Annotated in this window: 11 protein-coding genes; 1 reads left to right on the top strand and 10 read right to left on the bottom strand. The window is 60.0% G+C overall.

Annotation, left to right across the window (positions count from 1 at the left end; genetic code table 11):
* Positions 1–217: 217 nt before the first annotated feature.
* Positions 218–1,432 carry a phosphoserine phosphatase SerB gene (gene serB, locus KW848_RS12110; RefSeq protein WP_201183819.1) on the bottom strand — a complete coding sequence of 405 codons (1,215 nt, stop codon included), beginning with the start codon at positions 1,430–1,432 and terminating at the stop codon, positions 218–220.
* Between the two features lie 135 nt (positions 1,433–1,567).
* Here serB and KW848_RS12105 point away from each other — a divergent pair, with 135 nt between their 5' ends.
* A complete protein-coding gene (locus KW848_RS12105; RefSeq protein WP_218536953.1) occupies positions 1,568–3,100 on the top strand; it encodes an AhpA/YtjB family protein in 1,533 nt (510 codons plus the stop codon).
* A 249-nt stretch (positions 3,101–3,349) separates the two neighbouring features.
* On the opposite strand, the gene KW848_RS12100 is transcribed toward KW848_RS12105, so the two are convergent.
* The 9 genes from KW848_RS12100 to KW848_RS12060 all read right to left on the bottom strand — a co-directional run bounded on the left by KW848_RS12100 (position 3,350) and on the right by KW848_RS12060 (position 12,772).
* Positions 3,350–4,063 (bottom strand): membrane integrity-associated transporter subunit PqiC, encoded by a 714-nt coding sequence (locus KW848_RS12100; RefSeq protein ID WP_111449281.1) that lies wholly within the window; start codon positions 4,061–4,063, stop codon positions 3,350–3,352.
* 176 nt (positions 4,064–4,239) lie between these two features.
* Entirely contained in the window at positions 4,240–6,507 is a 2,268-nt protein-coding gene (gene parC, locus KW848_RS12095) for a DNA topoisomerase IV subunit A (RefSeq protein ID WP_008153344.1), read from the bottom strand.
* A gap of 7 nt (positions 6,508–6,514) precedes the next feature.
* Positions 6,515–7,039, bottom strand: a complete 525-nt coding sequence (locus KW848_RS12090) for a TIGR02281 family clan AA aspartic protease (RefSeq protein ID WP_192409969.1) — start codon at positions 7,037–7,039, stop codon at positions 6,515–6,517.
* On the bottom strand, positions 7,036–8,025 hold the full coding sequence (locus KW848_RS12085; RefSeq protein WP_218536952.1) for an esterase-like activity of phytase family protein: 990 nt from the start codon (positions 8,023–8,025) through the stop codon (positions 7,036–7,038). Before KW848_RS12085 ends, KW848_RS12090 begins: the two co-directional genes overlap by 4 nt.
* Positions 8,025–9,929: a DNA topoisomerase IV subunit B gene (parE, locus tag KW848_RS12080; RefSeq protein ID WP_218536951.1), complete on the bottom strand. Its 1,905-nt coding sequence runs from the start codon at positions 9,927–9,929 to the stop codon at positions 8,025–8,027. The genes KW848_RS12085 and parE overlap by 1 nt, the downstream gene beginning before the upstream one ends.
* Positions 9,930–9,984: 55 nt before the next feature.
* Positions 9,985–10,593 carry a YqiA/YcfP family alpha/beta fold hydrolase gene (locus tag KW848_RS12075; protein ID WP_008153348.1) on the bottom strand — a complete coding sequence of 203 codons (609 nt, stop codon included), beginning with the start codon at positions 10,591–10,593 and terminating at the stop codon, positions 9,985–9,987.
* 204 nt (positions 10,594–10,797) lie between these two features.
* Positions 10,798–11,613, bottom strand: coding sequence for a 3',5'-cyclic-AMP phosphodiesterase (gene cpdA, locus KW848_RS12070; protein ID WP_218536950.1), 816 nt, complete (start codon positions 11,611–11,613; stop codon positions 10,798–10,800).
* 98 nt (positions 11,614–11,711) lie between these two features.
* Complete coding sequence (locus KW848_RS12065; RefSeq protein WP_008153350.1) at positions 11,712–12,164, bottom strand: DUF1249 domain-containing protein; 453 nt, start codon at positions 12,162–12,164, stop codon at positions 11,712–11,714.
* Positions 12,155–12,772, bottom strand: a complete 618-nt coding sequence (locus tag KW848_RS12060; RefSeq protein WP_192409965.1) for an NUDIX domain-containing protein — start codon at positions 12,770–12,772, stop codon at positions 12,155–12,157. The genes KW848_RS12065 and KW848_RS12060 overlap by 10 nt, the downstream gene beginning before the upstream one ends.
* Positions 12,773–12,922: the final 150 nt, after the last annotated feature.

The following is a 12,922-nucleotide window of genomic DNA, read 5'->3' as shown; positions in this document are numbered from 1 at the left end:
AGTAGCAGATCCCTGTGGTGAGGGGACTTGTCCCCGTTGGGCTGCGAAGCGGCCCCAGCGTTCTCTCAGGCAGACCGAGTTATCTGGATTTGCGACTGCTGCGCAGCCGAACGGGGTGGTGCGGCATTCCGATAAATCCCCTCGCCACAAATGTGAACACCCGCGCTTAAGTGAACAGCATTACTCACCACAGAGGCCCTTTTAGTTAATGCAAGACTCAAAGCTGCCCGTCGCGATCCCGGAAACCCAGCAGATACAGCACGCCATCCAGCCCAAGGGTGGAAATCGCCTGCTTCGCCGACTGCTTGACCAGCGGCTTGGCACGGAACGCCACGCCCAACCCGGCAATCGCCAGCATTGGCAAATCGTTGGCGCCGTCGCCGACCGCAATGGTCTGTTCCAGACGCAAACCTTCCTTGTGCGCCAGTTCCTTCAGCAGATCCGCCTTGCGTTGCGCATCAACAATCGGCTCGACCGCCACGCCAGTCACTTTGCCGTCCACCACTTCCAGTTCGTTGGCGAACACGTAGTCGATGCCCAGCTTGGCCTGCAATTGCTTGGCGAAGTAGGTAAAGCCGCCCGACAGGATGGCGGTCTTGTAGCCCAGACGCTTGAGTTCGGCGAACAGTGTTTCGGCACCTTCGGTCAGACGCAGGGAGGCGCCGATGGAATCCAGCACGCTGACGTCCAGCCCTTTCAACAAGGCCAGGCGCTCCTTGAAGCTGGCGCGGAAGTCCAACTCGCCGGCCATCGCCCGCTCGGTGATCGCAGACACCTGATCGCCCACACCGGCAGCCTTGGCCAGTTCGTCGATGACTTCGGCTTCGATCAGCGTCGAGTCCATGTCGAACACCGCCAGGCGACGGTTACGACGGAACAGTGAATCTTCCTGGAAGGCGATATCAACGTTCAGTTCCTGCGCGACGCTGAGGAATTCGGCCCGCAGCGCTTGCGGATCCGCCGCTTCGCCACGAACGGAAAACTCGATGCAGCCCTTGCCCTGATCGGCCGGGGTGTCCAGCGGCATGCGCCCGGACAGACGATCGATGTGGTCGATATTCAGGCCATATTTGGCGGTAATCGAACTCACGGCCTGCAATTGCCCAGCGGTCACTTTGCGGGTCAGCAGGGTCACGATGTGGCGTTTCTTGCCCTGATTACCGACCCACTGCTGGTAATCCTCTTCGGACACCGGCGTGAAACGCACCTGCTGATCGAGCTTATACGCCGTGAACAGGATGTCCTTGAGTACCGACTTGCCTTGCTCGGTGTCAGGAATTTCAACCAGGATGCCGAACGACAAGGTGTCGTGGATCACCGCCTGACCGATGTCGAGAATGCTCACACCACCCTGGGCCAGAACGCCGGTAATGGCCGCAGTCAGACCCGGACGGTCGACTCCCGTGATGTTTATCAGGACGATTTCGCGCAAGGCGCACCCCCGCAGGTGGAAAAAAACCGCATTCTACCCACATTCAGTGACCATCGGGCACCGTGAGCGCTTTGACGGTCTAGGGCCTGTCGCTATACTGCGCGTCAACTCCACGGACAAAAGAGCCGAGCTCAAGTGAACCGGCCCACGCCAGTAAAAACCGATAACTTCTTTCTGCTGATCTTCCGTGCACTGCGCCACCGCCGTGTACCGATTGCATTGCGCATCGCCAGCCATAACGTGATCCTGGTCGCTCTGGCCCTGGTGATCTATGCCTGCGTGATGGGTTTGCAGTTCAAGCAGGCCATGCACGAGCAGGCGGATGCGCTGGGCGAAAGCCTGACCACCCAGACTGCCACGTCCGCCACGGAGCTGTTGGTGTCCAACGACATCCTCAGTCTCAATGTGCTGCTCAACAACCTGACCAAAAACAAGCTGGTGGCTCACGCTGCCATCTACAGCGTGGATAACCGCATCCTCGCCGAAGCCGGTCAGCGCCCCAAGCACAGCCTGCTGGGCGAAGCCGAAGGCATGTACCAGAGCAAGATCACTTTCCAGGATGTGACCGCCGGGCAACTGCGTATCAGCCTGGACATGGATCAGTTCCAGCAGCCGATGACCATCAGCCTGCAAAGCATGGGCATTTTGAGCGCGATTCTGCTGGCGCTGTCCCTGGCCTTGAGCCTGCGCCTGGGTCGGCATATCTCCACGCCGTTGCTGCAATTGCGGGTGTGGCTGCGCCATATCGACGAACACACCCCGGCCACCGAGCGTCAGGATGAGATCGGCGATCTGGCCCGTCAGCTGCACGCCGACTTCGCACCAGAGCCCGCCGAGCCGGAACCTGCTCCCGAGCCTGAATACGACGAAAGCGACTACGAAGACGCCGACGATAACGAGCCAACCTTCGAAGTGCGCAATTTGCGTGACCCGAGTTTCGATGAATCCAAGCCTGTGGCCGGTCTCAAACCTGCGCCACGGCGCATTGTCAGCACCGTTGAAGACGATGATGACGACGATGCATTTGCCGACTTGCGCGATGAATCAGCTTCGACCGCACCGAAACCGCTAGCCAAACCGCAACTGTCGAACGTGCCGCAGCACAGCGCAGTGCTGGCCGTGCAACTGGGCGCTCAGGATCAGCTGCGTCGTCTGCCCCGCACACGCCTGGAAGAACTGCTCAAACGCTATCGCGACTGCCTCGATCAGGCCGCCTCGCTCTACCAGAGCGAGCTGCACACCCTGAACGATGGCAGCACGCTGATGTTGTTCCATACCGAAGACAGCGGCGACGACTACCTGACCAATGCCATCTGCTGCGGTGAATTGTTGCGGGCTCTGGGCCATCAGTTGCAGATCGAAGTCGCCGACAGCGGCATCACTCTGCAATTGCAACTGGGCCTGACCCTGGGTGACGAACTGTTTGGCCTGAGCCAGATCGATCTACTGCTGACCGAAACCGCCCAGGATGCGCTGGCCCTGTCGCAACACAGCCGCAACCTGTTGCTGGTGGAGCGCAAGATCGGTGACGACGCGCTGATCCGCCAGCGCGCTCGAATCCGACCGATCGCAAGCCCGGAAGGCGCTTGTTGCGTAGAGCGGCTGATGGAGCCTTATCCGTCGATGCTTGAGCGGCAACTGGCGCGGATGCACGAACGTCGGGCGTAATAGCCCCGTTATGAAAAAGCCCGCAGACGAGTAATCGTCTGCGGGCTTTTTATTGCCTGCTCTGGCCTCATCGCGAGCAGGCTCGCTCCCACAGGGATCTTCTGTGGACGCATCCTCTGTGAGTCATCAGATATCCCCTGTGGGAGCGAGCCTGCTCGCGATGAGGCCTTCAGAAGCACCGAAGATCCCCAACCTGCAGAAACAACAAAGCCCGCATCTCTGCAGGCTTTGTGTTGAATCCATCCAGGCTTAGAACCTGAACACTTCCATATCAGTGCGGATCGGCGACGCCATCGGGATCTTCGGCTGTTTGTCCTGCTCGGCAGCAGGGGCCACAGGTTTAGGCGACGGTTTGCGCGGCGCTTCGGCAATCGGCGGCTGATTCGCCAGCGGCTTGAGCGCCGTCGACAGTTGCTGGGCCAGACGCTGCAACAACACACCCTGAGCCTGAACCTGAGCCGCCGTGCCACCGGCATGTTGCTCTTGCAGGTGAATGATGCGGTTATCACGAACCTGGCCACGACGGTCGATCAGACGCCATTGCGCATCAAGGATCGCCGGTTGCGCCTCACCCGAGTCCAGGCGAGTAATCGTCAGGAGAACCTGCACATCCGGCGTGAAGCCCACTGTCGCTGGCGCCAGCACTACGCGCTGGCTGTCCAGATGACCGGCGACCTGACGCAGCAGCAGTTGATCGATATCCGACGACAGGCTACCCGCCCAACGACCGTCAGCCGACGCTTGCAGGCTGCCATCCGGCTGTCGCTGCAACAACGTTTCGCGTTGCAGATAATCGGCTACCGTTACCGGACCCAGCAATACAGCCATGCCCGCGCTTTGCGCAGGCTGAGCCGGACTTCCGCTGTCCAGCTGATACAGCGACACCGGTTGGTGAACGCTGCAACCCGCCAGGCCAAGTACGCCAGCGAGCATCAAAATAAAAGGAAGGCGCAGAGCAGTCATCGTCCCATCCAGGTGGTTGCCACAAGGCTAACCACAGTGAAAATACTCAATAAATATGAAGAACGCTCGGCCACGCCGGCGCTTGAAAGGCCATATCATCCGTGAATATGCGTTCCGACTCCAGCGCCAAAGCGTCGATCTACGCGTTAAATCGTAGATCGAGCGCTCTAGGACGCCTAATTGAGGTTTTCGACGAGCAGCGCATCTACCCTCTGAAAGCCACGTGGCAATTTGTTCCCACGACGTCCACGCTCACCTTTGTAGTGTTCGAGGTCGTCCGCTTTTAGTGACAAGGTACGTTTTCCGGCCTGCAGCACCAATGTGGCGCCATCCGGCAGAACGGCGATGTCCGTGACATATTCTTCCCGGCTGGCAACACGCTCGCCGGAAATCCCGATGATCTTATTACCTTTACCTTTACCTAATTGTGGCAGATCGCTGATTTTGAAGATCAGCAGGCGACCTTCGGTGGTCACCGAGGCCAGCCAGTTTTGCTCACGATCAGCCACCGGACGCGGCAGAATCACCTTGGCGTTGTTCGGCAGACTCAACAGCGCCTTACCCGCCTTGTTCTTGGCTTGCAGGTCCTCACCTTTTACCACGAAACCGTAACCGGCGTCGGACGCAATTACATACAGCGAATCGTCTTCCGGCATCAGCACGCATTCGAAGCTCGCCCCTGGCGGCGGCGTCAGACGACCGGTCAGCGGTTCGCCCTGGCCTCGGGCCGATGGCAGCGTGTGCGCGGCCACCGAATAGCTGCGACCGGTGGAATCGATAAACACCGCAAACTGGTTGGAACGTCCGGGTGCCAAGGCCTTGAAACCATCCCCGGCCTTGTAGGAAAGACCGGTGGCGTCGATTTCGTGACCTTTGGCGGAACGAACCCAGCCTTTTTCCGACAGGACGACGGTCACTTTCTCGTTCGGCAGCAGATCGTGCTCGGTCAGGGCCTTGGCTTCAGCGCGTTCGACGATTGGCGAGCGACGGTCGTCGCCGTAGGTTTCGGCGTCCTTGATCAGCTCGGTGCGCACCAGTTTTTTCAGCTTGGCTTCGCTGCTCAGCAGGGCTTGCAGCTTGGCCTGTTCCTTGAGCAGTTCATCCTGCTCGGCACGCAGCTTCATTTCTTCCAGTCGCGCCAACTGACGCAAACGGGTGTCGAGAATGTAGTCGGCCTGGATTTCGCTCAGGGCGAAACGTGCGATCAGCGCGGCTTTCGGGTGCTCCTCGGTGCGGATGATGTGGATCACTTCATCCAGGTTGAGGTAGGCGATCAACAAACCGTCCAACAGGTGCAGGCGACGCTCAACCTTGTCGAGGCGGAATTGCAGGCGACGACGCACGGTCTGAACCCGGAATTCCAGCCACTCGACCAACAACGCGCGCAGATTTTTCAACTGCGGCTTGCCGTCCAGACCGATGATGTTGATGTTGACCCGGTAGCTCGACTCCAACTCGGTGCTGGCGAACAGGTGGGTCATCAATGCATCGTGGTCAAAGTTTTTGCGTGCGCCCGGAATAATCACGATCCGGCACGGGTTTTCGTGGTCGGATTCGTCTCGCAAGTCAGCGATCTGCGGGGCTTTCGACGGTTTGGCCTGCATCATGGCCGCGATCTGTTCCAGCACTTTGGCGCCAGACACCTGATGCGGCAGCGCCGTGACGATGATGTCGCCGTCTTCGATGTGGTACACGGCGCGCATGCGCACCGAGCCCTTGCCGGTTTCGTACATTTTCAGCAGGTCGGCGCGCGGCGTGATGATTTCCGCTTCGGTCGGGTAATCCGGGCCCTGGATGTGTTCGCAGAGCTGTTCGACCGTGGCTTTGGGCTCATCGAGCAAACGCACGCACGCCGTGGCGACTTCGCGCAGGTTGTGCGGCGGTACGTCGGTGGCCATGCCCACCGCGATGCCGGTGGTGCCGTTGAGCAGGATGTTCGGCAAACGCGCCGGCAACACCAGCGGCTCGTCGAGGGTGCCGTCGAAATTCGGCCCCCAGTCCGCAGTGCCCTGGCCCAGTTCGCTGAGCAGCACTTCGGAATACCGCGATAGCCGCGCCTCGGTGTAACGCATGGCGGCGAAGGACTTGGGATCATCCGGCGCACCCCAGTTACCCTGGCCGTCGACCAGCGTGTAGCGATAGCTGAACGGCTGAGCCATCAGGACCATGGCTTCGTAGCAGGCCGAGTCGCCGTGCGGGTGGAATTTACCAAGCACGTCACCGACGGTACGCGCCGATTTCTTGTGCTTGGAATCGGCGTCCAGCCCCAACTCGCTCATCGCGTAGATGATGCGCCGCTGTACCGGTTTCAGGCCGTCGCCGATATGCGGCAAGGCACGGTCCATGATCACGTACATGGAGTAGTTGAGGTAGGCATTTTCGGTGAAGTCAGCCAGTGACCGGCGTTCTACACCGTCCAGGCTGAGATCAAGGGAGTCGCTCATGCGGGCCTCATCGGTTCGTTGTCTGGCGCAGCAGCATGGTGCCACCGCGCTGGGTAAATTCAAGTTTGTTCAGCGCGCTCATACCGAGCAGCACTTGCTTGCCATCCAGGCCTGGCACGACGAGGGCGCGCACATCACGCAGCACAATGTCGCCCAGTTGCAGCCGGTCGATGCGGGTTCGGTAACCCTGGGTTCGACCGTTGGCTGTGCTCAGGGTCACCCCGAAGCCTTTTTCCAGTTTCAGCCGTTCGGCCAATTCCGCCGGGATCGACACGTCGGTCGCCCCGGTATCGAGCATGAAATCCACCGGCTGGCCGTTGATCTGGCCGCTGGCGACGAAGTGACCCTGTGTGTTGCTGGCCAGTTTCACTTCGATAAAACCTTCGCCCTGCTCAGAGCTGATGACGGTGTTGGGGTTCTGCTGACGCGCCTCCCACTGACCGAAAAACCGCGTCGCCAGAAACAGCGCCGCGCACCAGGCCAGCACCATAAATACCCGGCCGGCGCGTTTACCCGGCGTTTGCTGGCTCACGGCTTGGCGCTCCAGCCGCCTTCAGGCGCGGCAAAGCGCCAAACGATCGGACGTTCCTCGCCATCGGCACGGGCATCGTTGTTGTTGTCGGTGCCAATCCACGCGCCCTCGGCGTCAACAATCAACGCTTCGGTCAGGCCGTAAGGATTTGAATAGCGGCGATGCGCCTGCAAGGCTTCATCGGCAAACGACCAGCAGCGCTCGACCTTGGCCGTCACCGGATCACGGCGGCAGATCTGGTAAGCGTTGCGCTCAAGGGTAAACAGCTTGCCGTTGAACAGCGACAGGTCGGAAAAGTCTCTGGACACTGCTTTGGTTTGGGGAAACTGCGCCGGCTGCATTTCTTTTCCGGCTTCGCTCAGCAACACACAGCCACCATCGCAATCCCATACCGTCTGTTTGCGCTTGATCAACAACAAGCCACGGCTTTGACGCTCGGCGGCGAGCCACAATTGATCGCCCGCCGGATTGATCGCCAGACCCTCGAACAACGCATTGAAGTGCAGCAACATGCCGCTGGCCCGGGCTTCGCGAATCAGCATCGGCGAGATCTTCAGCCAGGACGATGGCCCAACGGGCGGCACTTGCAGAATCGCAGCATGGGATTCGCTGACGATATAGCGGTTACCGGCGCTGTCGCAGGTGATGCCTTCAAAATCCAGATCCCCGCCACGGACAAACGACGCCAGCCAGGTCCGCGAACGCAGGCCCCAGGGCAAACCGCTGTCTGGCACCGGCGGTACGCCGATGCCCACGGTTTCGGCTTGCCATACCCTGTCGCGGGTATCGAGCCGGTAAATCTGATCGTCGTCGCGATCCGACACCGTCCACAGATCCTTGCCGCACTGGGCCAACCCTGACAGGTTGCCGCCGCGCATACCGTCAACGGGATGCTCGGACAACAGGCGCAGTTCCGGCACCGGTTCGGCAAACACCGAAACCGAGGTCAGAAGTAACGCACACGCCAGGGCAAAGCCAACCCGCATCAGCCAAGAACCTCGGCCAGATTGCCTTTGGATTCCAGCCAGGATTTGCGGTCACCGGCGCGTTTCTTCGCCAGCAGCATGTCCATCATTTCCGAGGTCGCTTCAAAATCGTCCAGCGTCAGCTGCACCAGACGCCGAGTGTTCGGGTCCATGGTGGTTTCGCGCAGCTGCGGCGGGTTCATTTCACCCAGACCTTTGAATCGTGTGACCTGCGGCTTGCCGCGTTTCTTCTCGGCCACCAGACGATCGAGGATGCCATCGCGCTCGGCTTCGTCCAGGGCGTAAAAAATCTCTTTGCCCAGGTCGATACGGTACAACGGCGGCATCGCGACGTAGACGTGACCGGCATCCACCAACGGGCGGAAATGCTGGACGAACAACGCGCACAGCAACGTGGCGATGTGCAGACCGTCGGAGTCGGCGTCGGCGAGGATGCAGATCTTGCCGTAACGCAGCTGAGCGATGTCCGCCGAGCCCGGATCGACACCGATGGCCACGGCGATGTTGTGCACTTCCTGGCTGGCCAGCACTTCACTGCCATCGACTTCCCAGGTGTTCAGGATCTTGCCGCGCAACGGCAGGATCGCTTGAAATTCTTTATCCCGCGCCTGCTTGGCCGAACCGCCGGCGGAATCACCTTCCACCAGGAACAGCTCGGAACGCATCGGGTCCTGCCCGGCGCAGTCGGCGAGTTTGCCCGGCAATGCCGGCCCCGCCGTGATGCGCTTGCGCTCGACCTTCTTGCTGGCCTTCAGACGACGGCCGGCATTGTTGATCGCCAGTTCCGCCAGCAACATGCCGGTTTCCGGGTTGGCGTTGAGCCACAGGCTGAACGCGTCCTTGACCACACCGGAAACGAATGCCGCCGCTTCACGGGACGACAGACGCTCTTTGGTCTGGCCGGAGAATTGCGGCTCTTGCATCTTCATCGACAGCACGAAAGCGATGCGTTCCCAGACGTCTTCCGGCGCCAGCTTCACGCCGCGTGGCAGCAGGCTGCGGAATTCGCAGAACTCGCGCATCGCATCGAGCAAGCCCTGACGCAGACCGTTGACGTGGGTACCGCCCTGCGCCGTCGGGATCAGGTTGACGTAGCTTTCCTGAACGCTGTCGCCACCTTCCGGCAACCACAGCAGCGCCCAATCGACCGCTTCTTTGTTACCGGCCAGGCTGCCGCAGAACGGTTCGTCCGGCAGGCGTTCGAATTCGCTGACCGCGTCCACCAGATAGGAGCGCAGGCCGTCTTCGTAATGCCATTCGACTTTCTCGCCGGTGGCCTTGTCTTCAAAACTGACCAGCAGCCCCGGGCACAGAACGGCCTTGGCCTTGAGTACGTGCTTGAGGCGGCTGATGGAGAATTTCGGCGAATCGAAGTACTTCGGGTCCGGCGCGAAGAACACGCTGGTACCGGTGTTGCGCTTGCCGACGGTACCGATGATTTCCAGCTCGGTTTTCTTGTAACCGTCGGCGAAAGTCATCTGGTATTCGTTGCCGTCACGCTTTACACGCACCCGGACTTCGTTCGACAAGGCGTTGACCACAGAAATACCTACCCCGTGCAGACCGCCGGAGAACTGGTAGTTCTTGTTGGAAAACTTGCCGCCCGCATGGAGCTTGGTGAGGATCAGTTCGACGCCCGACACCCCTTCTTCGGCGTGGATATCCACCGGCATGCCACGGCCGTCATCGCTGACTTCCAGGGAGTGATCGGCGTGCAGGATGACCTGCACCGAGGTCGCGTGCCCGGCCAAGGCTTCGTCGACGCTGTTGTCGATGACTTCCTGGGCGAGGTGGTTCGGCCGACTGGTGTCGGTGTACATGCCGGGGCGTTTGCGCACCGGGTCGAGGCCCGAGAGGACTTCGATGGCGTCTGCGTTATAAGAGCTAGCGCTGGGAGTGGCCATGGGGTCTCGTCGTCCGCCTGTAAAAAGAGTGTTCGTTGAAAATAGGGGCGACGGTTCACAGTGCAGTGAAATCAATCGCCTGATACAAATCTGCGCCGATGCCGGCAAAACTCAACATTGCCGGCAATTGCTCGGCAAAACCCTGGAAGCTATGGTCGCCGCCAGCCTGGATGCGCAAGGCACAGGCCCGGTAATACTGCTGGGCGAGGCGGTAGTCCAGCGTTTCATCGCCAGTCTGCAACCACACCTGATACCGCTGCGGGTCCTGGGGTGCCGGCACTTCCAGCTCGGCCAGGGCCGTCACGTGGTCGTGGGTCAACTCCCAGGCCTCATCGGTATACAGGTTCTTCTGCGTCCCCAGATACCCGTCGAACATCCGGTGCGGACTGACGGCAGGGTTGATCAACAGGGCCTTGAGGCCATGGCGCTCGGCCAGGTGAGTCGCATAGTAGCCGCCGAGTGAGCTGCCGACCAGCAGTGGCCGCCCAAGCTCCTCAATCGCCTTGTTTAGCTGACCGATGGCCTCACGCGGATGGTGATGCAAGGCCGGGACGCGCAACTGATCGCTCAAGCCCAGACGTTCCATTACTTGTACCAACTGCGTGGCCTTTTTAGACGAAGGCGCGCTGTTGAAACCGTGAATATAAAGGATCGAACCAGACATTTGAGCTCCCTGTGCGTCGGGTAAAGAGGCGCAGTTTACAGGGTGTCGGGGGAATCGGGGACATCCGCAGAAATGAGGGTGTCTGTGCCGACGTCTTCGCGAGCAAGCCCGCTCCCACATTGGATCTGTGTCGTTCACAAATCCCCTGTGGGAGCGGGCTTGCTCGCGAAAGCCGCGACTCGGTCCTGCTGAATGACAAAAAAGTCAGTAGCCGTTGGAGCCGTAATCCACCTGGAAGTCGAAGCCAGTGACACGTTCCACGCCGGTTTCCAGCTGGCCATCCGGCAACAGTCGCAACCACCGATACCCCGGCGCCTGGTCACTGACCTTGAAATCATCACTGCCCGGCTCGAACTGAATACACGTCGAAGGCGAGGCGATCAGCCGCACGCCATTGCGATCCTGGTCGATCTCCTGATGCACATGCCCCCACAAAACAGCACGTACTTGTGGAAACCGATCCAGCACCGCAAACAGCGCCTCAGGATTACGCAATCCAATGGGCTCCATCCACGCACACCCGATCGACACTGGATGATGATGGAAGCACACCAGATGATGCCGCTCCGGCGCCTCACTCAACGAACGGGCCAGCAACTGTAGCTGCTCATCCTGCAAATACCCCGGCACCGAACCCGGTACGGCTGAATCGAGCAACGTGACGCGCCAGTTACCGATATCCACCACCGGCTCCAGCAAGGCACTCTGCACGGCAGCCTCAGCCATGATCTGCGGCTCATCATGATTGCCGGGAATCCACCGCGCCGGCGCATCGAGTTGCCGCGTCAGGTCGCGAAACAGTTGATAGGACTCCAGCGTTCCGTCCTGAGAAAGATCACCGCTGGCAATGATCAGGTCGATCTGCGGCTGCTGAAGCCGCACCAGCTCGATGACTTTTTGCAGGCTGTCACGGGTATTCATGCCCAACAACGTCCCGTCCGCCTCGGCAAACAGATGACTGTCGGACAGTTGCACCAGCAACGCCGAATCGGCGGTGGTCAATGTGGATACGCTCGGCAAGGCGTTCTCCCAGGGCTGAATCACGGGATGGATGAGTGCCGCAATTATGCTGGGGGATGATCAAAAGGGGAAACCTGTGAAGCTGACGCAGTTCACATCTATCGAACGACGGCGTACTCGTGTCCGCAGGCCAGGCAATGGCTCAGCCATTCACCCAGGAACATATTCAGCTGGGCCTTTTCGTCCGGCTGATGCATTGAGGCATTCGGGTAAGGATAGATGCCGCGAAAGCGTCGCGCATGTTCGGCGCTGACGACTTCGGCCATGCACGCGTCGTGATAGACCTGAACTTCCAGTTGCGGCACCGGCAGCCACGGCAGGCTGTGTTCCTGGCGCACTTGCAAGGTTGTGGTGTACGGACAGACTTGAAGGACTTCGAGGGCCAGCACGCCGAGCATCTGGTCGCCGTGGGTCACGGCAATGCGCCGCGCCTCCGGCTCGTTGCGCATGTCCGGCAGCAGTCGCATCAGGCGCGCGTAGTTGGCCTCGCAGGAGGCTTGCAGCCCCACGAGGTCGACCCTGTAGCGATCGCGCAGTTTGTTTACGACCATAACCCCCTCACTTCAACGCGGTTCAAAGCTAACCATTGCAAGGCAATGATGCTGGCCGCGTTGGCAATTCGTCCGTCGCGTACGGCCTGCAGGGCATCTTCGAACGCCCAGACCGTGACGCGGATATCTTCTGCTTCTTCCTCCAGCCCATGCAGGCCGCCGACGCCGGTGCTGTCGCAACGCCCCAGGTACAAGTGCACAAATTCATTGCTGCCGCCCGGCGATGGAAAATATTGGGTCATCGGCCAGAGTGCCCCGAACACAAGCCCAGCTTCCTCCTGCGCTTCGCGGTGAGCAACTTCTTCCGGCACTTCATCCTTGTCGATCAGACCGGCGACCAGTTCGATCAGCCATGGATTGTCGGTTTTGCCCACGGCGCCGACGCGAAACTGCTCGATCAACACCACTTCATCGCGCTGCGGATCGTACGGCAGCACGCACACCGCATCGTGGCGAACGAACACTTCACGATTGATCTCGCGACTCATGCCACCGGCAAACAATTCGTGGCGCAAGTGCACACGATCGAGCTTGTAGAAGCCCTCATAGCACTTTTCGCGCCGAACGATATCAATGGCGGTCGGTATGGCGTTGGCAAAATCAGTCATGACAATCCTCGTTTACTGCAAATCCGTTATGAGGCTCCTTGTTTGTTACTTGCAACCTCGACTTCGCGCCATCCTAACGCGCCCGCGACCTTTGATGCAGCCCCTTTCCAGTCAGCGGGATAGACGGTGAGGGCGAAACCAACTCTAATT

This window comes from Pseudomonas sp. PDM25 (assembly GCF_019219045.1).
Lineage (GTDB): Bacteria > Pseudomonadota > Gammaproteobacteria > Pseudomonadales > Pseudomonadaceae > Aquipseudomonas.
Note: the sequence above shows the minus strand (reverse complement) of the source record. Positions and strands in the feature narration are given on the sequence as shown.